Here is a 21,666-nt window from a genome sequence, read left to right on the forward strand (position 1 = left end):
GCATGGCTGACGACAGGGCAAAGCATCAGGCCGTTGAGCGCAAGGCTCTGGCCTTGGGCAAATGGGCCAACCTTTTCATGGCCTTCGCCGGCATCGCAACGGCCTGGGCCTCGCGATCCGATGCCATGCTGGTGGACGGGCTGTATTCAGCCGTGAATTTCGCCTCCGCGATTGCAGCAGCCCGAATTGGCGCGCGTGTCGGCCTGCCGCCGACCCGCACCCGTCCCTGGGGGCACGACTTCGACGAAGTGCTCTACGTGACGTTCCGCAGCCTGATCCTGATCGGGGTGCTAGTGTTCGCCGCCTTCGTTGCGGGAACGAAGATCTGGACGTTCTTCTCCGGCGGCAGTGTACCCGAACTGGTTTTTGGTCCGATCGCGCTCTACGCCGTGGTCATCGTTGCCATCTGCCTGGGCCTGGCCCTGAATTACTACCGCGCCTACCGCCGGACGGGAAAACGCAGCTCGATCCTGAAGATGGAGTCCCGTGCCGCCGTGATCGACGGCGCGCTGAGCCTCGGCTCGGGAGCCGCGTTGCTGTCCCTGCCTTTTCTGGAAGGGACGGTTCTGGGGCCATACGTTCCCATCGGCGACGCGGTGATCGTGCTTGTGCTGATCCTGGCCATCATCTGGCAACCCCTGGCCACCTTCCGCACAACCCTTGCCGACCTTGCCGGTATCAGCGCCCCGAGCGGCACCCATGCCAAGGCCGCGCGGGCGGCACGCGATGTTGCCCGGGAGAAGGGCTACAAGTTTCACCGCGCTGCTGTTCTGCAGGCAGGACGCATGCATTGGGTCGTGGTCTATCTCGATCCGGAGCAGCCTGTCCGGGCAGACGAAGTGGATGCATTTCGCGACGCCCTTGCAGCCCGCCTGGAGGACCGGATCGGACCGACCCGATTGGAAGTCGTTGTGACCGCATCCGATGGCCTTGCGCACCCCCGATCATAACGCGGCACTGCAACACGTCAAAAATCCTCATGGTAATAAGATCGTTACCCATCCGCGTTAGGCTTTTCGGGCAATCAATCGCAGGTAGGCCGTTATGCGCAACCGGGGCAACGAGACACTCTTTTCAGGCAGCAACAACTGCCTGAAACCACCGCCTTCAACGATAAGAGCGGTGCTTTTGTGCTGGCTGGCCCTCATCATGCTCGTACCCGGTTTGCCGGGAAGTGCCCGTGCCCAGGATGCGGCCATGCCGGGTCCCGAGACCAGTCAAGGACCGGAGGCACTTGATCCCGAGCGGGTCGAACAGGCCCGCATGTATCTGCTCGACAACCCCATATCTCCTCCGGACACCACGAGCCCCCGCGCGACGCTCGAAAGCTTTGTCTTCGTCATGCGCGAGGCAAGCCAGTTGTGGAACGCCGTGCGGCAGGACTATGAAAACAGCAACCGGATTTTCCTGACCGAGGAACAACGCGCGAAACAGGTCATGATCACGGCGCTGCTGGAAAAGGCGGCGCAAACCTTTGACCTTTCGGAGATACCGGTAACCTCCCGCGAGCGGGCCGGCATCGAGATCGCCCTGCAGCTTCAGGAAATTCTCGACCGTATTCCCGCGCACGACTTTTCCGAGATTCCCGGTCATGCCGCAGGCCGCTTCGTGCATTCCGCCGGTACTGCGGAGCTGCCCGACCGGTGGATGCTGCCAAGCACCAGCATCAGCATCTTGCGTCAGGAGACCGGTGAACAGCGGGGAAATTTCCTGTTCTCGGCAGACTCCGTCCGCAGGATCCCCGACGACTATGCCGTCGTCAGCGTTCTGCCCCTGCGCGCCGACCGCGGCGAGGACCTGTTTCAGTATTACATCTACACCCCCGGCAATCTCATTGCCCCGCGCTGGTATGAATTCATCCAGGCCGGTCCGGACTGGCTTCACGGACATTTCGCCGACCAGGCCTACTGGCAGTGGCTGGCGCTCTTCGTCCTGCTCGCAGCCTATGCGGCCTGCGTGGGATATTTCGTCCGCTGGCGCAGGTGGCGGGCTGTTTCCGTCGACGAGCGCACCCGGGTCGGTCATTCGATTCTCAACCCCCTTCTCGTAATTCTGAGCGCCGCTTTTTTCCGCTATCTGTGTGAAGAGCATATCAACATCACCGGCGCAGTCCTGGTCGCAATCACGACCATCACGACAGCGGTGATCTGGTCCGCAACCGCTTGGCTGGTCTATCATCTGCTGCAACTGATCTATCTGTGGTTCGTGCGTGGACCGGGCACAGCACGGCAAGGCCTCGACGCCAGCCTGCTGCGCACCGGTTTCCGGGTGTTTTCCCTGGCGATCGCCCTGATCGTTCTCGGCTACGGAGCCACCCAGATCGGCATTCCGATCTACGGCGTCATCGCCGGTCTTGGGGTCGGCGGTCTGGCCATCGCGCTCGCGGCCCAGCCGACGATTGAAAACCTGATCGGAGGCGTCATCCTCTATGCCGACCGGATGGTCCGTGTCGGCGAGTTCTGCCAGTTTGACGAACTGGCCGGCACCATAGAATCCATCGGTATCAGATCGACGCGCATCCGCGCCCTCGACCGGACGGTCATCACCATCGCCAATGCGGATCTCGCAAAACGCAAGATCATCAACTTCAGTGAGCGTGACCAGTTTCATTTCCGGCATGTATTCGCGCTTCGATATGAGACGGAACCGGAGAACCTGAAAAGAATTCTTGCCGCGATCCGCGACTATCTGACCGCTCACGAGAGGGTTCTTGCCGAAACGACGCGTGTCCGGATGATCGGCTTCAACGACTATGCCGTCCCTGTCGAGGCCTATGCCTATGTGCTGGCTCCCGACTATCCCGGGTTTCTCGAAATTCAGGAACAGATGCTCTTTGAGATCCGCGCCATCATCGAGACCAACGGTTCGGGCTTTGCCTATCCTTCCTCCACCGTCTACCTGTCCAGAGGCAGCGAACCGGCTGCCGAAGACCCGACCCCAAAGACGGGTCAGCAGCCCGGCAAGGACCGGCAGGTCGCCTGAGGGCGAGACGGTCGCAAGCAGCAAAAGCAAACAGAAAAGAACGCAATATCCATTTGCGCTCAAAGCTCTGTTGTGGCCTTTTAGGGACCTTCCGAAAGAGGCCGTTTTCGTTCGGCCCGCTCGAATCCGTCAAAATTTCAAGGATCCGTCATGAGTTCCATCGATAAGGTCTTGTCGCATATCGACGCCAATCTCGAATCCAGCCTCGATCGTCTGTTTCATCTTCTTAAAATCAAGAGCATTTCCACAGACCCGGCCTTTGCCGAGCCCTGCCGCGAAGCCGCCACCTGGCTTGCCGGCGAATTGAACTCCATCGGAATTGCAGCATCGGTCCGCAGCACCAGCGGTCACCCGATGGTTGTCGGCCACCGCCAGTCCGGCAAACAGGGACCGCATGTGCTGTTTTACGGCCATTATGACGTTCAGCCGGTCGATCCGCTCGACCTGTGGGACAGAGACCCTTTCGATCCTGCCATCGTCACACGTGAGGACGGTACCAAGGTGATCGTCGCCCGAGGCGCATCCGACGACAAGGGTCAGCTCATGACCTTCGTGGAAGCCGCCCGCGCCTTCATCGCCGAAACCGGCGATCTGCCCGTCGACGTCACCATCCTGTTCGAGGGCGAGGAGGAATCCGGCTCGCCGTCGCTTCACCCCTTCCTCAAGGCCAACAAGGACGAACTGTCCTGCGACCTGGCACTCGTCTGCGACACCGGCATGTGGGACCCTACGACTCCTGCGATCTCCGTCATGCTGCGCGGCATGGTCGGCGACGAGATCATCGTCAAGGCGGCCAGCCGCGACCTGCATTCGGGCATGTATGGCGGCTCTGCGCAGAACCCGAACCACATCGTGGCGGACATCATCGCGGGCCTGCATGATGAAAACGGCCGGGTGACGCTGCCCGGGTTCTACGACGGCGTCATCGAAGTGCCGGACAAGGTCAAGCAGATGTGGGAGAAACTCGGTTTTACCGCCGAGAGCTTCCTCGGCGAGGTGGGACTGAAATATCCCCGCGGCGAAAAGGACCGCACGGCGCTGGAGCATATCTGGACCCGCCCGACCGCGGAAGTGAACGGCATGTGGGGCGGCTATCAGGGCGCGGGATCCAAGACCGTCATTCCGGCCGAAGCCCATGCCAAGTTCACGTTCCGGCTGGTCGGCGATCAGGACCCGACAAAGGTGCAGGAGAGCTTCCGCGCCTATGTCCGCTCGAAAATACCTGCCGATTGCACCGTGGACTTCATCGCCAAGGAAGGCAGCCCCGCCCTGCGCCTCGACTTTGCAATGCCGGCGCTGGAAAAAGGCAAAAAGGCGCTCAAGGATGAATGGGGCAAGGAGGCAGCCCTTACCGGCATGGGTGGTTCCATCCCGATCGTCGGCGACTTCAAGCGCATGCTGGGTATGGATTCCCTTCTCATCGGCTTCGCCCAGGATGACGACCAGATCCATTCCCCGAACGAAAAATACAATCTGACCAGTTTCCACAAGGGCATCCGGTCCTGGGCCCGCGTGCTGAACGAACTGGCGGACGAGTGAATTGAGAGGACCTATCCCGCTTTCGCAGACGTCGGGTGAAAGCTGCGGGTCGCGGCAGGCGCCACAAATCTCCACCCGTCCCACAGGAGTGCACTCATGAAATCCCTTTGCATCTTTTGCGGCTCCAGCCACGGCGCCATTGAAGAGTATGGCCAGGCGGCGGCGGCAACCGGCCGTGTCATCGCCGAGCAGGGCTACCGGCTTGTCTACGGCGGCGCCAAGGTCGGACTGATGGGAACCGTTGCGGACGCAGCCCTTGCGGCCGGCGGCGAAGTGATCGGCGTTCTGCCGGAATCCCTTCAGGAAAAGGAGATCGGGCATCAGGGCCTGAGCGAACTCCATCTTGTCGGCTCGATGCACGAGCGCAAGGCTCTGATGGCCGACCTCTCCGACGGGTTCATCGCCCTGCCCGGCGGTGTCGGCACGCTGGAGGAAATTTTCGAGGTCTGGACCTGGGGCCAGCTCGGCTATCATCAAAAGCCCTGCGGCTTCCTGAATGTCGAAGGCTATTACGACCACCTGATCGCCTTCCTCGATCACCAGACCCAGGAGGGCTTCACCAAGAAGGTGATGCGCGACATGGCGATGTTCGCCGGCACGCCGGAAAACCTGATCGACCAGTTCACATCCTATACCCCGCCCTCTTCTCCCAAGTGGATCGACCGGGAGGAAACCTGAGGGTTTGCGGGCGCAACGCCCCGGGTGACGGGTGGATCCGGGTCGATTGTCCACAGGGCAAGCTGCCCCTTTGCAAACAACACGTTAATTGGTAAGTCCGGTGTCCAGTCCGCGTTCCGACACGCGGCCGAAACTCCTTCCGAGATATTTTTATGCGTAAAAGAGCTGCCGGTTTTGCATGTCTACTTGCTCTCACAGGGGCCGCGTGTTCTCCCACCGGCGATTATGACGGCACATCGGGCCGCCTGGTCAGGACCTCCGATCTGACGCTGGTACAGATCACCGAGGACAGTATCGGCGGGATCACCAGCGAGACCACCTACGGCTCGAAGGCAATCGAAGCCGCCCTGCCCGGCTTCACCACCGAAGGCATTCAGACCGCCGAGGAAGACAGGACGGAATGGGCACTGGCCGCCTTCAACAGCGACGGCTTTCAGGTCCTTCAGATTTTCAAGGGCAATGACGGCAAGGTCCGCACGGTGCATGGTGTGACCCATCATCTTCAGGGTCCGAACGGCGAACGCATCGGCATGACCTTCGGAGAAGTCGGCTCGGCGCGGGTCGACTGCCGTGTCGGCAACAACCTTTGGCGCGGCATGGCGATCTGCAAGTCGCAGGGTCATCCGAATGTCGAGCTGGTCTACGCAATCCCCGGATACCAGGGCCCATTCGACCAGTTACCGGCATCAAACGACCTGTTCGATGCCGAACTTCAGCGCATTCTCTGGACGCCGAAGAGCTAGGGCGTAAACTCATAAATGAAGATGAAATGGTTTGAGGCGAATTGGTCTTCATCAAGGAGCAAAAGCGCAGGAAATGTGGTTCATTTTCAAGCCTTTTGCGACGCAGAGGAGGACCAATTCGGTCAAATCCGAAGGACATGAAAATGGCTTCACCCCGTGTCGTCAGCGTGCTTGACCGGGCAGTAAGCCCGCTCATCGCGCGCTTCCTAACGGGGTTTCGCCATTTCCCATGCCATTTCGTCTTCATTTATGAGTTTACGCCCTAGGCTACCAACCCTGGTTCGGACTAGACATGCGGCTCCGAGCGCACCGTCACGTCGCCGACCGGTCGCCAGATGTTGCGCTGCTTAAGAGTCTTTTCGGCAAAATCGGCCAGCGACATCAGCATCGACATCTCCCGATCCTTCAGGAAGGGTAGCGACTTGATGTCGAGCCCGGTCCAGGGCAGGAACGGATTGCGCCGCATGTGCCAGTGGATTTCCGAGCGGACGGTCGGCTTATCCGACGGCGTGCGGCCATGAAAGGCGAAGGTGTCGGCAACGATAAGCGTGTTCTCCGGCACCGCCATCCTGACCGGCTGCGGCAGGCCCAGCGCTGACAGCTCATCGGCCCTGATCCGGAACGAACCGCTGGCGTGATGGGAGCGCGGGTCCTTGGCGGCTGACAGGGAACACTGGTATTCCCATTCCAGCCGTTCCGGCGTCAGCTTGTGCGATCCCGGCACGAAGAAGAACGGCCCGTCCTCCTCGCCCACATCCTGCAGGAACAGCCAGGCCTTGGAAGTCGCGTGGAAGGTGTCCGCATGGGCGTCCGACTGCGGATCCTTCTTCTTGACCTTCAGCGGCTCGACCAGCACGGTCTGCAGGAAGTTGAGTGGCTGTCCGCCGTGGGAAGCCGCGTAACGGATCATGGCAAGTGCGCGCGGATCGTGCACGGCCGCTGCCAGGGCGGCATTCCTTTTCAGGACTTCCGGCGGCAGCAGTGTCATGCGGGTCACCGCCTGCCCCTGGCGCATTTCCCGGGTCTCGAAAGGCTGGCTGAAAGCCTCTTCCTTCAACTGCCTGAAAACCTCGTCCGGCAGGAAGTCCTTGACCAGGAAATAGCCATTCTCGTCGAAAAACGCGCGGTGTTCGGGATCGACACTATCCGCCAGACGCGCACGCCGCTGCGATGCCAGTTTCGCCGCAATCGTCACCCGCTTCCGGTGCAGGCCCCAGGTGTTCAGCCGTTCGCTGCCGAGAATGGGATTCTTGCGCGGGGACTTGTCCGTCCCGGCAAGACCAATGAGCCAGAGAGGGGCTTTCAGATAGGATAAGGGCGTCATGCTGTACCGGTAGATGCAGGAAAAATCATCAGCCCGTATCTATCAGATTTGCCCCGATTTTCACAATGGAGATAACCTCCCGAGGACAGCTCCCCTGTCCGGCCGGACGGACGAGTCTCCATGTTCACCCTTTTGCGACCGTGACCTTTGTCGATTCCTGCGGTAAAGCCTTGATGCATGATGACCAAGGCACGATCCATCGATCCGGAGCAACTCGCCTGCGATCTGAAGGCGGGAAAGCGCGCCGCGCTGGCGCGGGCGATCACGCTGGTGGAATCGAAAAAAACCGACCACCGGCGCCTCGCCCATCGTCTGGTCCAGGATCTCCTGCCCTTGACGGGAAATGCCCTGCGCGTCGGCATTACCGGCGTGCCGGGCGTCGGCAAATCCACGACGATCGACACGCTTGGCTCCAATCTCACCGCCGCAGGGCACAAGGTTGCGGTTCTCGCCGTCGATCCGTCCTCGACCCGCACGGGTGGATCGATCCTCGGTGACAAGACCCGCATGGCAAGGCTCGCGGTCGATCCGAATGCCTTCATCCGCCCGTCCCCTTCCGCAGGTACGCTCGGCGGAGTTGCCGCCAAGACCCGCGAAACGATGCTCTTGTGCGAGGCGGCAGGCTTTGACGTCATCCTGGTGGAAACCGTCGGCATCGGCCAGTCGGAAACCACGGTCGCCGACATGGTCGACTTCTTCCTCGTCCTGATGCTGCCCGGTGCGGGCGACGAGCTTCAGGGGATCAAGAAGGGCGTTCTGGAGATCGCTGACATGATCGCCGTCAACAAGGCCGAGGGAGACGGGCTGACAGGCGCCAGGTCCGCCGCCTCGAACTACCGTGCCGCGCTGCATATCCTCGCCCCCAGATCCCCGACCTGGACGCCGCCGGTGATCACCATCTCGGGTCTTGCCAACGAGGGCCTGGACCATCTCTGGGAGCAGATCGGCATCTACCGCGAACGCACACAGGCCAGCGGCGAATGGCAGGAAAAACGCAGCCGGCAGCAAGTCGCCTGGATGTGGGACATGCTGCGCCAGCGGATGATGGAAGCGCTCACGACCAACCGGCACACCGCCGACCGCCTGAAAACCCTGGAAGCCAGCGTTCGCGACGGCACGACAGCCGTTTCCTTCGCCGTGGACGAATTGGCACAGCTGATGGGCCTGGAGGAATGAGCGACGGATGAACAATGCGCTCAAAACCATTCTGGTCACAGGCTTCTCTCCGTTTCCGGGTGCTCCGGTAAATCCGACCGAGAGGCTGATGCGCCGTCTGCCGATACGGCTGGGCGGCAACCGGTCCGGCTGCCGTTTCCTGTTTCATGTCTTGCCGACGACCTGGGCAGGCCGGGCCGACGTGACGGACAGGCTCCGCCGCGAGATCCGGCCGGACGCCATTGTTCACTTCGGTGTCGACGGTACCCGCCGCACGCTCAATATCGAAACCCGTGCGGTCAACCGCGCGATCCGTGTGCGCCCCGATGCCGAGGGCCATGCGCCCGCGCGTCCGGAACTCGGCCGCGGCCTCGAACGCACCCGCAGCAGCACCCTGCCCGGCCGGGCACTTTGCCAGGCGGCCGGAGCAGCAGGTGCGCCTGCGCTGGTGTCCACCGACGCCGGCACCTATCTGTGCAACGCCACGCTCTGGGACTCCATCGGCTCCAGCATTCCAAGCATCTTCGTACATGTTCCCGCGCTCCCCAGGGGCCGCCGCGACGGGCGTCCGTCCTACCATGTGGTTGAAGACGCGGCAGTCCGTCTTCTGCAGGAAACCGCCAGGCGCTTGCGCTGAAGCGCTTCAGGTTAAGACCGCAACCGGCACACCTCTTGCTCCTTTCGGAAAGGAAACCGGATCGCTTCCCATTCCGGGACGCTGAAAGCAACTGGTCGGAGCCCATGACACGAGAAACATCAAAACTGAACCGCCGAGCGTTTCTTGCCGGGACAGCTTTGTGCCTTTCCGGGACAGCGGTTTCCGCGCAAATGAAGGTCGCCGACCTCAGGGGCTCCATAGATTCCGCCGAACTTGGGCTGGTTCCCAACGCCTCGGACGATCAGACCGCCCAGTTCCAGAACGCCGTCAACCGCGCCGTTGAACGCGGCCGTGCGCTGTTTCTGCCTGCCGGCACCTATCCAGTCGCCAATCTGCGGCTGCCGTCCGGCACGCTCATCGTCGGCGTTCCGGGCCGCACCCGGCTTGTCTATCAGGGCGGCGGCGGACAGCTCATCCGCGCCGAAGGTGTCAGCAATATCGGTCTTACCGGGCTCACCTTCGACGGCGCCAACCGCTCCATCGGCGACTTCACCGAAGGCCTGCTGCACTTCATCGGCGTCCGCAATGCGGTGCTGGACAATTGCGAGATCACCGGCTCGTCCAAAATGGGCCTTGTCATGGACCGTTGCTCGGGCCGGGTGGAGAACTGCCGTATTTCAGGCGCAGCCGAAGCCGGGCTTCGGTCCAACGAGGCCGTCGGCCTCGCGATCACCGGCAACACGGTCACAGACTGCGCCAATGGCGGCATCTGGGTGCATCGCTGGCGCGAGGGGGAGGACGGCACCATCGTCTCCGGAAACCGGGTCGAGCGTATCGGCGCCCGCTACGGCGGCACGGGACAGTTCGGCAACGGCATCAACGTGTTCCGCGCCCACGGCGTGATGATATCCAACAACCGGATCGCCGACTGCGCCTTTTCCGCCATCCGCTCCAACACCGGATCGAATGTGCAGATCATCGGCAACTCCTGCCTGCGTTCCGGCGAAACCGGGATCTATTCCGAATTCGGCTTTCAGGGTGCCGTGATCTCCGACAACATCGTCGACGGCGGCACGACGGGGATTTCAATCGCCAATTTCATGGATGGCGGCCGCATGGCCGTGTGCTCCGGAAATCTCGTCCGCAACATTTCCGACGTCGGCCCCTACCCGTCTGAAGTCGCCGGTTTCGGCATCGGCATTTCCGCGGAAGCCGACACCGCCCTGACCGGCAACGTGATCGAGGGCGCGCCGAAATTCGGGTTGCTGCTCGGCTGGGGACCCTACATGCGCAACATCGCCGCTTCCCAGAATATCATCCGGGATTGTGGCACGGGCATTGCCGTCACCGTGGTCGAAGGCGCCGGGCCGGCCGTCATCACCAACAATATCGTCCAGGGTGCAAAATCTGGATCGATCAACGGTTTCCGCTGGCTGGAAAAGGTCACGGGCGAACTCAACAACGCTTCGGAATTTGACAACCTGACCATACAGGGCAACCAGATCGCCGCCTGAGTATTCCCTTTCGAACATGAGGGCATGACCGCACCCGGCGGCCGGCATCAGTCGAGAGAAAACCTCAGGGACAGGCAGGACAAGCCACCATCCACCTTGCCCGCCTCGTGGGTCGGTAGAACAACCGTATCGAACCCGGCGTCCCTTATGGCGGCAAGCGTCTTCGGATAGCCTTCCGGGACGAGCACCACGTCGTTCACACGGATGACGTTGGCCGCATAATCCTCGCCTTCCGGCACCTCGATCACCCGGCGTCCGGAGAAAAAGCCGCTTTCCGCCATGACTTTCGTTGCCAGAATGACGCCGTCTCCCAGCGTCGAGCAGGCCGTCTTGAAATGCAGCACTCCTTCCGGAGTGTCACAGACTTCAGCCCTGTATCCCCACGTCCCCAGCAGCGCCGCAAAGGCATTGGCGCCGTCCCGGTCGGTGCGGGCGGACAGGCCGATCAGGATGACATCGTCCAACATCAGAACATCGCCGCCGTCGACATGACCCGAGCCCGGCAGCTCGACAACCTTGCCGAAATGCCGGTCCAGCGCGGCGCGGATTTCCCGGCCCTCACCCAGCCGGCTTTCAGCTCCGGGCCGCAGCTGGATCGCGCCTTCCGGAAGGCAGAAGGCCGGGTCTTCGACGAAACAGCTGTCCGGATAATCCTCCAGCGGCGGAAGAACATCGACGCTCAGACCGGCGCCCCGCAAGGCCTGCACGTAAAGCTCGTGTTCCTGCCGGAATTTTTGGCCGCTGGGATTGCCTGCATCGACCGCACGAAGGCCCCCGGCGACACTGTCGGCGGGGGTTCTGGTGATCGCATGGGTGAAACGGAAAGACAGACCGGCCCGCGGTGGCATGAGAAATCTCCAGACAGAATGACAGGCGGAAAGCCGAGATGGGACCTCAGTTAAGCGCCGATTTCAGCTCTGACAGGAACTCCGGCCTTGGCTTGATATGCCCCGCCTGAATTCCCCGCCGCGTCAGAACCGGAGGGTTGACGAGACCGTCCAGAAGCACGGCTTCGTCGTCATTGAGGTCAAGCATCGTCTCGATGACGGTTGCCATCATTACTTCGGCCGCGCGTGTAGCGCCGTCGTCGCATTTCAGCGCCACACCGAAGCCGAGCTCGGGGATGGAGGCGCAGAACACCCCTTCCGCACCGGTCTTGACGAAAACCCTGCCACGGAAGCCTTCCATCACCTTGGTGCAGAAACGGTCAGCCCCCGCAACCATGTAGGGCTCGTTGATACAGGCATCAAACAGCCGCTGCGCGGCATCCGCCCGCAGAGGTTCCAGCCCCTCTCCGGTCCCGAATGCGGCAAACGCACGAGCGAAGCTCTTCAGCGGCGAGGCATAGGTCGGAATCGAGCAGCCGTCCGTGCCGCAGACGTCTTCGGTCAGGGTGTCGCCGGTCAGCTGTTCCATCACCAGCCGGATTTCGCGCTGGACAGGATGGAAAGGTTCGACATAGCCACGGGTTTCAACGCCCATGATCTTTGCAAGCCCGAGGAACCCGGCGTGCTTGCCCGAACAGTTGTTGTGCAGTCCACAAGGCGTCTCGTCGGCGAGGATCAGTTTGGCCGCATCCTCCATGCGCTGCGGCCATTGCGGCCCGCATTCCAGCGCGTCTTCGGTGAGGCCGGCCTTCAGCAGCATGACCCTGGCCGCATTGGCATGCATTTCCTCGCCGTTGTGGGAGGCGCAGGCGAGCGCCAGCTCGGCATCCGTCAGGGCCAGCGCTTCGGCCGCACCCGATTCCACCAGCGGCAGAGCCTGCATCGCTTTGATGGCGGACCTGGGAAACACACGGGCGTCCACATTGCCGATGCTGCAAACGAGTTTGCCGCCAGCATCGCAAACCGCCACGCTGCCGCGGTGAAGACTTTCGGTCAGGCTGCCGCGGGTAACGTCCACGAGTGCGGGATTGTCCATGTGGTTTCTCATCCGGAACAGGGTCATTTTCCGCGTCCACCTGAACGCGAAACATTTCAAGCAGATAACCTAGGCGGATTCGGCCCGCCCTGCAGTCAAAAAGGCAGAGAGCCGCGCCAGGGCCTCGTCGATGACCTCCTCCCGCTTGCAGAAACAGAAGCGGATATAACCGGTCGGCGCATCGGATCCGTAGAAGGCCGAAACAGGCACGGCAGCAACGCCTGCCTGTTTCACCAGCGTCTCGCAGGCCTCGACATCCGTCCTGCCCAGTCCGAGACCTGCAAAGCCACACGTCAGGAAATAGGTCGCCTTGCAGGGAAGAACAGTGAAACCGAGAGCGGCCAGACCGTCCGCCATCCGGTCGCGCTTCGTCATCAGGTCATGCGTGAAGGCCTGATAGTAATCGTCATCCTTGCGCAGGCCGAAGGCAACCGCCTTTTGCAGAGCCGGAGGCGTCGTGAACGTCACCCATTGATGCGCCTTTGCAATCGGGTCCAACAGGCCGGCCGGTCCGGTGACATAGCCGACCTTCCATCCGGTCAGCGAGAATGTCTTGCCGGCGGACCCGATCCGCACCGTGCGCTCACGCATGCCGTCGAAAGCCATGAGAGGCCTGTGTGAAAGCCCCTCAAACACCAGATGCTCATAGACTTCGTCACAGATCGCATAGGCATCGTGTTTGATGCAAAGGTCCGCGATGAATTGCAGCTCGTCGTCGGAAAACACCTTGGCGGTCGGGTTCATCGGATTGTTGAGGAGAATGGCCTTGGTCTTGTCGGAAAACGCGTTCTGCAGCGCCTGCCTGTCCAGTTGCCACTCCGGCGGTGTCACCCGCACGCGGACAGGCACACCGCCCGCCCGTTTTACAATCGGCAGATAGCAGTCATACAGCGGTTCGATCAGCACCACTTCATCGCCGGGAGACACGAGCGCGAGAATACAGTCGGCAAGTGCCTCCGTTGCACCCGACGTCACCAGAACCTCGCTCAGGGGATCGATGTCGAGGCCGTAAAAGCGCTTGTTCGTCTCCGCAACCGCCTGGCGCAATTCCGGCACGCCGAGCATAGGCGGATACTGGTTCGGTCCGTCCTGCAGCGCCCGCGCCGCGGCCTCGCGGATGTCTTCCGGCCCGTCCACATCGGGGAACCCCTGCCCCAGATTGACCGCGCCATGAGCCATGGCAAGACGGGACATGGTTTCAAACACGGTCGTGTCGATGCCGGTAAACACCGGATTGGTCGGCTTCATGGTTCCTCCCGCAAGTATTTTGCGCGGTTTTAATCCTCCGGAAGATGCGCGTCGAGCTTTTTCCTGACGGCTTGAAGACAGTCGTGCGCGTGCCGGGCTCAGCACCGGATTCAACCGGCCCTCCCCCTCTTCGCTTCAAGATCCAGACCGGGAGAGTTAGAATATCAGCTCATTTCGAACTGGAGCCGGGTCAAAAATTTGGTGGCAGGTTCACGCCGATTGGAATCGTCCTGCCCATCCCCTTCGGTGTTCCCGATCCGACGTCTGAGAACGTCCTCGATCAGGGGAACCAGGTCGGCGTGTTTCACATGCAGGAAATGATAGAAGGCGATTTCCTTCAACGGAGGCTGAATCGAGAAGACATCGCTCAAACCCATTTCGCTGATAAGCCGATGGCCGGAGTTTTCACTGATAACAACCACGTCGACGCGGTCCCGAAGAAGCATCTCCATCAGCTGTTCGGGTGTTTCCGCCGTCCAGACTTCCGAAAAACCCTCGGTGATCTCAGCTCCGAAGCGCGCGCCGGATATGTGCCCGGCCCTGAGATACTTGAGCTCGGACAGGGATTTTCCCTGCAATTGCGAATTGCGGGTAAAAGCAGAAATGCGCGAGACCACGACAGGTACATCGACCCGGATCAGTGTCTCGTACCGATCGGCGACATTCTTGATCCGCACGAGTTCGCCGTCGGTTTTGCCCGAAGCGGCGTCGAGAAGAGCCCGGCGCGGGTTCGAAATGACTGTCTCGATCTCGATACCCAGTTCCGCATAGGCACTGGAAAGGATCTGTTCGGCGACCGGCGTGAAACCTCGCGCCGTAAAGCCCGAAAAGCGCAGTTTTTCTTGCGCGGATACACAGCTTGCGGATGTCAGGATGCCACAAAGGGCATAGACAAGTAGCCGGTGCATATGCTCCCCCCAATGGTGCGCAACTGCCGGATTTGTGAAATCACGACTGTTCCAGACAGATTTCCGGAAATTCAACACACCTTAACTCTAGGAGTAGCTATCGGACCAATGCAACCTGTCGGCTTTGCGCCCGTAGATAATGACACTGTCCGAATTTACATGCGGACAACGCTCTCGTCAGTTGAAGAAGCGCATTCACATGCTGCGAACCAACCGGACAGGCGGATGTCGTTATGACGGTGCCCGGGAATATTCCCGGGTAATCCTGTCGACATAGCCTTCATCGACAAGATCCCTGATGATCCTGTTCAGCGTGTCAATCCGTCCGGCCCACGCGGATTTCTTGGAGACCCCGAGAAAAAGATCCACGGCGCTGCCCGGACTGTAAGGCGCTTTTTCAACGACGGCAGCCAGTCCCTGCTGTCTGATATAATAATCGAATTGGCAATCTGTCCCGATCACCACTGCAAATCGGCGCTTCAGCAGCATGTCGATGAGGGTCTGTTCCGCCGGAACGCCGACCTTGTTCAGGGTTGCGTCCGTATCGAACCGGTCGAAATGGGCCGAATGCAGCACGTAGCCGATCTGGTGTCCGGCAAGGTCCGAGTAGCCGCGAATATCCTGTGACACTCCGCGCAGCGAGTAGAACGCCGTCCTGCATTGGAAATAGGGCGTATCCGTATAGACGATGTATTTGGCCTGTTCGTCCCGGTAGGCCAGGCCGGTCATGACATCGACGGCACCGCTCTGCATCGAGGCGAGCCCCCGTCCCCAGGGCATCTGGGCGACCTTCAGGTCCGCATCGCTTCGCCTGGCAATCTCCCTGATGAGATCCACATCCGGTCCCGCCTTGCTCCTGAGTGCCGGTATTGTCCTTGGGGACCACTCGTCCGTTGCCAGCAGCATCTCGGCCGCCTTCACCGGAAAAGTCGCAGCTGCAAGTAGAAGAAGCGGCAGCAAGCACCGGAGGGGAACAAACGACATATAGCAACCCTGGATTTCAATAGGCTTCGCGATTATTAGGAAGGATATTAATTAATAATATCAAAAAGTTAGGAATAATTGAATCTACCCGCGGAAATTACACGGCAAATGCCTGTAAACGCTAGGTCACTCTGGCAGGGACCGGATGAAGACACCCTCACCGCCCTGGGTCGCTCTTGCCTTCCCGGCCCTGCTTTCCCTGGCCTGTAAGCGCATTGCGCTTAAGTCCGGAATTTGACAGAGATTGAGATATAGTCGGATTTGGTCAGGCCTGTTTCGGGCCGTGCCCTATGGCAGCGGAAACGCGGAAAGAAAACGTGCCACAGCGTAAAAAACTCTTCATTACACCGACGCTGGCAACCGTAATCGGAAGTTTCGTTCTGATCACCGCCGCGGCGATTCTGATCATACAGGCCATCACCTCGGAAAAGATCGTCCGCCAACTGGGGGGGGAACTGGTCGACCTCGGCCTGGAGTCCGCGCAAACCGCATTCGTCGAACAGCTCCACGCGGTCACCGAAACCGGCCAATACACGAAGCTGGCCTGGCAAGAGGGAGAACTCGCCTTCGATGAACCGGACGTCTTGGTCAGCTTTCTTTTCGGCGCCCTTGCTCCGACGGAACAGGTCTCCTTTCTGGTGCTGGTCGATGAAACGGGAAAAGGCGTGGATGTGGACCGCGGGGACGCCGATGGCGTGCTGCTTGGCGGCGACGTGGACCTTACAGCCGACATCCCGGCCCTCCTGCCGCTCACCGAAAAGGCCGCAGGCACAGCCGAGCCATTCTGGAGCGACGCCCTCTTCATGCCGGAGCGCGAGCACACTTATTTCGTCTATGTCCAGCCGCTTTACGAAGAGGAGGACTACCGCGGCAGTCTGCTGATCGGCATGTCTCTCGACAGGATGTCGGAGATCACCTGGTTTATTTCAACCGATGAAATGTCTGTCTTCCTGATGAAGGAAGGCAGCCACGAGATCATTGCCCATCAGGACCTGCATGAAAAATTCGATCATCTGAGTGTTGAAACGCCCCTGCTTCATGTCAGCCAGATCTCCGACGGGTTTCTGGCGACGTTTGCAGACATGCAGAAGCTCGAAAATCTGGCGTTCGACATCGCCGAGGGGCTGGATCTTCACTATGGCCACGATGAAAACGGAAACAAGCGCTTCGTCGTGCTCGAACAGAAGAACGAAGACCTGAAGGGCCTGCCCGCCCGAATCGGTGTGCATTTCCCCGCCGGCTATCTCGACCAGCCGCTTCAGGAACTGATGGTGGCGATCATCGTTGGCGCCGGCCTTCTCCTGCTCTCCCTGGTCGGCGCCGCGCTTCTGGCCCGGCGTATCGCCCGGCCGGTGCAGCGCGCCTCGATTGCGGCCATGCAGGTTGCGAACCTGAACCTGGACGACGTCGAACCGCTCCCCGGCAGCGTTATCCGCGAACTGGACGACCTGTCCGGCGGCTTCAATTCCATGGTCTCGGGCCTGAAGGCGTTCAGCCGCTATGTCCCAAGGACCCTCGTGCAGAAGCTCCTGCGCGAAGGACGCGCCGACGCTCCTCCGGAAGCGCGCGAGGTCGCGGTGCTGTTCACCGACATAGCCGGTTTCACCTCCGCCTCCGAAGGCATGTCGGCGACGCAGACCGCCGACTTCGTCAACCATCACCTGTCCCTGCTCGGCGCCGAGATCACCAGGCACGGCGGCACCATCGACAAATATATCGGTGACAGCGTCATGGCTTTCTGGGGGGCGCCGGAGCATCTGGACAATCCGGCCGAACCGGCCGCCCGCGCCGCTCTTGGCATGGCAGAAGCCATCCACGCGGACAATCAGGCCCGCATCGAGCGCGGCGAGGCCCCTGTCCGCATCCGCATCGGCATCCATGTCGGCCCCCTCGTCGTCGGCGACATCGGCGCCCCGGAGCGGGTCAACTACACGGTCATCGGCGACACGGTGAACGCCACCTCGAGACTGGAAAGCCTCGGCAAGGACATCGATCCGGACGCGGAGGTGATCATCCTGGCTTCGAGAGAGGTCGCCGAAAGGCTGGACGGGGACATCCGGCAGAAGCCAATGGGCGCGCACTCCGTCAAGGGCCGCGTCGAGCCGATGGAAGTTGTCCGGCTGGGAGAATAGATCCCCGGGGCCGGCCCGGTCATGGGTGGCGGCTTCAGCTTGAACCGGACAGCACTTCGTGGACATTTTCCGATATCGGCGCCGACCCTTTCACGGCGTTGGTTTCCAGTGTTTCGACTGCAATCCTGCTGGCCGCTTCGTGATAGCCGCGGCGCTTGAGAAAACTGAACAGACTGCCGGAAGCCTGGGTATGGAGCGCGCAGGCTCCAACCTTGTTGGAGGCTGCGAGCGATTGCTCGTAGATGTCAATGATTTCCGCGTCCGGAGACGGGCCGAACCGGTCCAGAATGATCGCCTTGATGCGCAGGAGTTCGGCGTCGAAATATTGCACGCCGGAACGCGCCGAAAAATCCAGTCCGGTGGAAACTGCTTCCTGTGCCTGTGTCAGTTTCCCTTGCTCCAGCAAGGCTTCGGCCAGCCAGGCTTGCGCATAAGGCAGGGCGAGCCGGGCCCCTGTGTCGACGTACTCGGCAAGCCCCTGCCTGAGCATTTCCAGCCCCTGCGCCTGACAGAGCCGGTCTTGGGCCCGGCCCAGGTTTATCCGGGCTTGCGCACGAAACTGGGCAAAACCCTGGCCGTCCGAGAGGACTTCGGCCACCTTCGCATGGTGCTCCGCCTCAATGTGGTTGCCCATGAAATTATGCATGCCCGAAATGAAATTATGGGCAAATCCGGTACTGGCATCGTGATTGCAGACTTCCGTTTCACCGATCAGCGACGCAGCGGACCTGATGGCCCTGTCAAAGTTGCCGGACAGGCTATGGATCCAGAGCAGATAGGCATTTGCGGTAACCCGCAGGTTGACCCCGAACCGCAGGGCCATTTCCTCGTCGAACCGCGCCTCGTAGGCAGCCACCGCACTCGCAAGGTCCTGTTCCGCCAGTGCGAACGCCCCCTTATAGTAACTGGAGATGCCGCGTGCATAAAATCCGGCAATCTTGTTGAGAGGGTCACCCGTTTCCGGTGCCAGGCTCAAAAAATCTTCTGCCAGTTCGACGGCCGTGTGGAGTTCTGCGCGAACGATGCAATTGCTCCACAGCCCCCACAGGATCTCGCTGTTCTGAGACTTGTCCACGCAGATATTCGACAGGGACTTCGCCCGCCGGTAGACGGATTTGACTTCCGCCGAAGCAAATCCGCTTTCAGCCAGCAATTGGGGCCCGAGTAACAGGAGAAACTGCTTGATCCTCTCATTGTATTTGCCTGACGCATTGTTTCTGCTGGCCAGGTCCAGCGCCCGGCGGAAGTGCTGAGCGGCTTCGTGATGTGCCGACACCCCCACCGCATGCCGGCCCGCGATTTCCAGAAAATCGATTGCCTTGTCAGACACTCCGGCCTTTTCCAGATGCCATGCGATAAGCTCCGGCTCGATGGAACTGGTCGCCATGATCTCGGATTGAAGGGCTTCGGCGATGCGCTGGTGATAGCTCCTGCAGGTGCTGCGCAGGATCGAGATGTAGGTCAGTTCCTGAACCAGAGCATGCTTGAACTCGTAGCGGGCATAAGGGATCTGACCTATTCGAAACACCAGATCCTGATCCTGCAGCTGTTGCAGATAGTCCTGCAGCCGAGTCTCCCCGCAGTCGGTGACCGCCTTCAGCAAGGCGTAGTCGAACACCTTGCCGATCGCAGCTGCGATGTGAAGAATTTCTTTTTCGTCCCCCATCCGGTCAATGCGGGCCATCAGGGTTTCCTGCAAACTCGCCGGAACGATCGGGGATTTGGCGAATTGCGCCGCAGCTTCGACTTGCGGCGGCAGACCGTTCATCAGTTCTTCGAGAAAAAGCGGAATGCCGTCCGAACGCCGGGCCACTTCCGCGGTATCGGCCTCGGTGAGATAGCTGGGCCGGATGTGTCGCGCCAGCGAGCTTATCTGCTGCTTGCTCAACCGGCTGAGCTCCAGCTGGCAGACTGTTTCAGGCAGCGGATATTCGGGTTCCGAAACCGGCCGTGTGACTGAAACCAGCAGGATACGCCTGGCGGCTATGCCGATTTGCAGCGCATGCAGCAGATCCGAGGAGCTAGAATCCATCCAGTGCACATCCTCGAAAACCAGTATGACCGGTGCCTGTTCAGCCATCTGCAACAGACAGCCGAGAATGGTGCCGAGAAGCCCCGCCGCGTCCGCCTCATGTTCCGAAGACCTGATATCCGGTTCCAGCAGCGTCCAGAGATGTGTCAGGTCCTGTTCCGAGCTGCGGCCGAGCTCCGCAAGCCAGGACGACAGGACCTTTGCCTGCGTGCCTCTGTCATCCGACGGCTTGAACCCGATGACCCTGCGCAGTTCCTGGATAAGCGGATAAAAGGCCGTGTTCCTGTGATGCAGCGAACCGCTGAAATGCAGGCGCGTGGCAACTTCCACCACCTTGTTGCGCAGGAAATGATGGACCAGCCTCGATTTGCCGATGCCCGGTTCCCCGACAATCGAGACAGCCTGCCCTCCGCCCTCGAGCACTTTTTGCCAGAGAGTGGCAAGTGTCTTCAGCTCTCCATCCCGGCCGGTGAAGGACGACAGGGTGTTCTGCCGTTCGCCGATGTCGAAACGGTTGGCCGCGACCCGTTCACTGCCGATACGGTAGGCACCGGTCGCGTGACCGGGGATCGGGACAAAACTGGTCTTGAAGGCGCGGCGCATCAGCGCGAGTGTCGCTCCGCACACCAGGACACCGATGCCGGCGGCCGTGAAACTCAGTGTGGTGGCCTGTGTGATCAACCCGCCGGACACATCGCCAGGCGTCAGGTTATCCCCCTGCCCGATCTGCACCAGAGCTTCTCCACTGGCGATACCGCAACAGATCTGCACCTCGTCTCCGCTCGTCGTGTCGACGCTCTTGCCGTGCAGATCCGTTGCGGCGAAAACGGCTCTTTCAGCGTCAAGTTCCCCCACCGCCGGATACCCGAAAATCGCCAGACACCGGTCTCCGGAGCGGCCCAGGAACCGGCCTCCGAATTTCGGAACGGTGTCCCGGCACAAGGTTTCCATCGTTTCCATGAGCTCGGTGCTGTCTTCGGCATCAAGCTGCTGACCAGTCGTGGTCTGAAAGGGAATTCCGAACGCCGCGATGGTGACCAGACGCTTCTCGGGTTTGCCCCCCGCCAAGCCATTGCTGCGTTCCAGCCGGTGAGCGGTTGAATCTCCTCCTTGCTGGCGGAGCCGTTTGAACACTTCGACCGTTTCCGCGGACGGGTCCGTATTGAGCTCCTGCCGCAGAATTTGTTCCAGCCGGTTGAATTGCATCACGGCATCGGCGCGCCGTCCGAGGGCATCCAGGCTCTTCATCGCCCTCCGGTGCGCAGCCTCGTGGGAGGGGTCCAGGGCAATTATGGCCTGAGCTGTCTTTAGCGAAACATGCGGGTCCCCGAGTTTCTCGTCATGGGCCAGGACGGTTTCGAGCGCGGAAATCGCGATATCGCAGAGACGGTACCGCTCGCCTTGCAGCCAATCCGCGAAAGGGGCCGAGCGAATGTTCAGTCCTTCCGCGAACTCCCCCTTGTAGATGTGCGGAATGTGGCGAATGCGCTCGATGTCACCCGAAAGCGCGATCTTCTCCAGCTCCTGAGTGTCGATTGCAACGATATCGCTCCGCAGGGCCAGGCTATCCTGCTGGGTCTCGAACGGGTCCGGGCTTCCGCCTTCCTTCAGGATTTTACGAAGGGCTGCCAATTCCTGACGCAGGCTGGCACGTGCCTGCTCTTCTCCGCTGCGCGGCCAGAGACAGGCAGCGACGCTTTCGCGCGTGCAATCTCCTCCGCGGCTTTGCGCCAGCCTGGCGAGAAGAGCCCAGGACTTTCGGGTTCCAAGCCGGAATTGGTGTCCTTCTTTACTGCTGAGAACACAGCCGTCCAGCAGAGTGAGTTGCAGTTCCAAACGTGCCCCCTCCCGCTGGAGTCCCTAAAAACATCATAGAAAGTTGCATTATACATAATTACAATTACGG

16 protein-coding genes are annotated in these 21,666 nt (G+C 60.8%); 9 read left to right on the forward strand and 7 right to left on the reverse strand.

Going from position 1 to position 21,666, the window contains the following annotated elements; genetic code table 11:
• The first annotated feature begins 2 nt into the window (after positions 1-2).
• From Q1B40_RS16460 to Q1B40_RS16480, 5 genes are all read left to right on the forward strand, one after another.
• A complete protein-coding gene (locus Q1B40_RS16460) occupies positions 3-950 on the forward strand; it encodes a cation transporter (RefSeq protein WP_299816740.1) in 948 nt (315 codons plus the stop codon).
• Positions 951-1,044: 94 nt separating this feature from the next.
• Complete coding sequence (locus tag Q1B40_RS16465; protein WP_299816742.1) at positions 1,045-2,982, forward strand: mechanosensitive ion channel family protein; 1,938 nt, start codon at positions 1,045-1,047, stop codon at positions 2,980-2,982.
• A gap of 150 nt (positions 2,983-3,132) precedes the next feature.
• Positions 3,133-4,521 carry a dipeptidase gene (locus tag Q1B40_RS16470; RefSeq protein WP_299816744.1) on the forward strand — a complete coding sequence of 463 codons (1,389 nt, stop codon included), beginning with the start codon at positions 3,133-3,135 and terminating at the stop codon, positions 4,519-4,521.
• A 96-nt stretch (positions 4,522-4,617) separates the two neighbouring features.
• Positions 4,618-5,199 (forward strand): TIGR00730 family Rossman fold protein, encoded by a 582-nt coding sequence (locus tag Q1B40_RS16475; protein WP_299816746.1) that lies wholly within the window; start codon positions 4,618-4,620, stop codon positions 5,197-5,199.
• 152 nt (positions 5,200-5,351) lie between these two features.
• Positions 5,352-5,942, forward strand: a complete 591-nt coding sequence (locus Q1B40_RS16480; protein ID WP_299816748.1) for a DUF1131 family protein — start codon at positions 5,352-5,354, stop codon at positions 5,940-5,942.
• A 286-nt stretch (positions 5,943-6,228) separates the two neighbouring features.
• Here Q1B40_RS16480 and Q1B40_RS16485 read toward each other — a convergent pair whose 3' ends face one another.
• The gene (locus tag Q1B40_RS16485) at positions 6,229-7,266 is read right to left on the reverse strand and encodes a phytanoyl-CoA dioxygenase family protein (protein ID WP_299816750.1); all 1,038 of its coding nucleotides are present in this window, start codon (positions 7,264-7,266) and stop codon (positions 6,229-6,231) included.
• 177 nt (positions 7,267-7,443) lie between these two features.
• Here Q1B40_RS16485 and meaB point away from each other — a divergent pair, with 177 nt between their 5' ends.
• The 3 genes from meaB to Q1B40_RS16500 all read left to right on the forward strand — a co-directional run bounded on the left by meaB (position 7,444) and on the right by Q1B40_RS16500 (position 10,533).
• Positions 7,444-8,442 (forward strand): methylmalonyl Co-A mutase-associated GTPase MeaB, encoded by a 999-nt coding sequence (gene meaB / locus Q1B40_RS16490; protein ID WP_299816752.1) that lies wholly within the window; start codon positions 7,444-7,446, stop codon positions 8,440-8,442.
• A 7-nt stretch (positions 8,443-8,449) separates the two neighbouring features.
• Positions 8,450-9,058 carry a peptidase C15 gene (locus tag Q1B40_RS16495; RefSeq protein WP_299816754.1) on the forward strand — a complete coding sequence of 203 codons (609 nt, stop codon included), beginning with the start codon at positions 8,450-8,452 and terminating at the stop codon, positions 9,056-9,058.
• A 104-nt stretch (positions 9,059-9,162) separates the two neighbouring features.
• Positions 9,163-10,533, forward strand: a complete 1,371-nt coding sequence (locus Q1B40_RS16500) for a TIGR03808 family TAT-translocated repetitive protein (RefSeq protein ID WP_299816756.1) — start codon at positions 9,163-9,165, stop codon at positions 10,531-10,533.
• A gap of 47 nt (positions 10,534-10,580) precedes the next feature.
• Here Q1B40_RS16500 and Q1B40_RS16505 read toward each other — a convergent pair whose 3' ends face one another.
• The 5 genes from Q1B40_RS16505 to Q1B40_RS16525 all read right to left on the reverse strand — a co-directional run bounded on the left by Q1B40_RS16505 (position 10,581) and on the right by Q1B40_RS16525 (position 15,518).
• On the reverse strand, positions 10,581-11,381 hold the full coding sequence (locus Q1B40_RS16505) for a dimethylarginine dimethylaminohydrolase family protein (protein WP_299816758.1): 801 nt from the start codon (positions 11,379-11,381) through the stop codon (positions 10,581-10,583).
• Positions 11,382-11,427: 46 nt separating this feature from the next.
• The gene (locus Q1B40_RS16510; RefSeq protein WP_299816760.1) at positions 11,428-12,456 is read right to left on the reverse strand and encodes an asparaginase; all 1,029 of its coding nucleotides are present in this window, start codon (positions 12,454-12,456) and stop codon (positions 11,428-11,430) included.
• Positions 12,457-12,525: 69 nt separating this feature from the next.
• Entirely contained in the window at positions 12,526-13,704 is a 1,179-nt protein-coding gene (locus tag Q1B40_RS16515) for an aminotransferase (protein WP_299816762.1), read from the reverse strand.
• A gap of 164 nt (positions 13,705-13,868) precedes the next feature.
• The gene (locus Q1B40_RS16520; RefSeq protein ID WP_299816764.1) at positions 13,869-14,612 is read right to left on the reverse strand and encodes an ABC transporter substrate-binding protein; all 744 of its coding nucleotides are present in this window, start codon (positions 14,610-14,612) and stop codon (positions 13,869-13,871) included.
• Between the two features lie 231 nt (positions 14,613-14,843).
• Positions 14,844-15,518: an ABC transporter substrate-binding protein gene (locus tag Q1B40_RS16525; RefSeq protein ID WP_299816766.1), complete on the reverse strand. Its 675-nt coding sequence runs from the start codon at positions 15,516-15,518 to the stop codon at positions 14,844-14,846.
• A 395-nt stretch (positions 15,519-15,913) separates the two neighbouring features.
• Here Q1B40_RS16525 and Q1B40_RS16530 point away from each other — a divergent pair, with 395 nt between their 5' ends.
• Entirely contained in the window at positions 15,914-17,728 is a 1,815-nt protein-coding gene (locus Q1B40_RS16530; RefSeq protein ID WP_299816768.1) for an adenylate/guanylate cyclase domain-containing protein, read from the forward strand.
• A 34-nt stretch (positions 17,729-17,762) separates the two neighbouring features.
• On the opposite strand, the gene Q1B40_RS16535 is transcribed toward Q1B40_RS16530, so the two are convergent.
• Entirely contained in the window at positions 17,763-21,596 is a 3,834-nt protein-coding gene (locus tag Q1B40_RS16535) for an AAA family ATPase (RefSeq protein ID WP_299816770.1), read from the reverse strand.
• Positions 21,597-21,666 lie beyond the last annotated feature (70 nt).

Source organism: uncultured Roseibium sp., assembly GCF_947496995.1.
GTDB lineage: Bacteria > Pseudomonadota > Alphaproteobacteria > Rhizobiales > Stappiaceae > Roseibium.

Bases quoted from the DNA above. Each gene is read 5' to 3' on its own strand.
- Q1B40_RS16460 (WP_299816740.1), top strand. From the start codon at position 3: ATGGCTGACGACAGGGCAAAGCATCAGGCCGTTGAGCGCAAGGCTCTG.
- Q1B40_RS16465 (WP_299816742.1), top strand. From the start codon at position 1,045: ATGCGCAACCGGGGCAACGAGACACTCTTTTCAGGCAGCAACAACTGC.
- Q1B40_RS16470 (WP_299816744.1), top strand. From the start codon at position 3,133: ATGAGTTCCATCGATAAGGTCTTGTCGCATATCGACGCCAATCTCGAA.
- Q1B40_RS16475 (WP_299816746.1), top strand. From the start codon at position 4,618: ATGAAATCCCTTTGCATCTTTTGCGGCTCCAGCCACGGCGCCATTGAA.
- Q1B40_RS16480 (WP_299816748.1), top strand. From the start codon at position 5,352: ATGCGTAAAAGAGCTGCCGGTTTTGCATGTCTACTTGCTCTCACAGGG.
- Q1B40_RS16485 (WP_299816750.1), bottom strand. From the start codon at position 7,266: ATGACGCCCTTATCCTATCTGAAAGCCCCTCTCTGGCTCATTGGTCTT.
- meaB (WP_299816752.1), top strand. From the start codon at position 7,444: ATGATGACCAAGGCACGATCCATCGATCCGGAGCAACTCGCCTGCGAT.
- Q1B40_RS16495 (WP_299816754.1), top strand. From the start codon at position 8,450: ATGAACAATGCGCTCAAAACCATTCTGGTCACAGGCTTCTCTCCGTTT.
- Q1B40_RS16500 (WP_299816756.1), top strand. From the start codon at position 9,163: ATGACACGAGAAACATCAAAACTGAACCGCCGAGCGTTTCTTGCCGGG.
- Q1B40_RS16505 (WP_299816758.1), bottom strand. From the start codon at position 11,381: ATGCCACCGCGGGCCGGTCTGTCTTTCCGTTTCACCCATGCGATCACC.
- Q1B40_RS16510 (WP_299816760.1), bottom strand. From the start codon at position 12,456: ATGGACAATCCCGCACTCGTGGACGTTACCCGCGGCAGCCTGACCGAA.
- Q1B40_RS16515 (WP_299816762.1), bottom strand. From the start codon at position 13,704: ATGAAGCCGACCAATCCGGTGTTTACCGGCATCGACACGACCGTGTTT.
- Q1B40_RS16520 (WP_299816764.1), bottom strand. From the start codon at position 14,612: ATGCACCGGCTACTTGTCTATGCCCTTTGTGGCATCCTGACATCCGCA.
- Q1B40_RS16525 (WP_299816766.1), bottom strand. From the start codon at position 15,518: ATGCTGCTGGCAACGGACGAGTGGTCCCCAAGGACAATACCGGCACTC.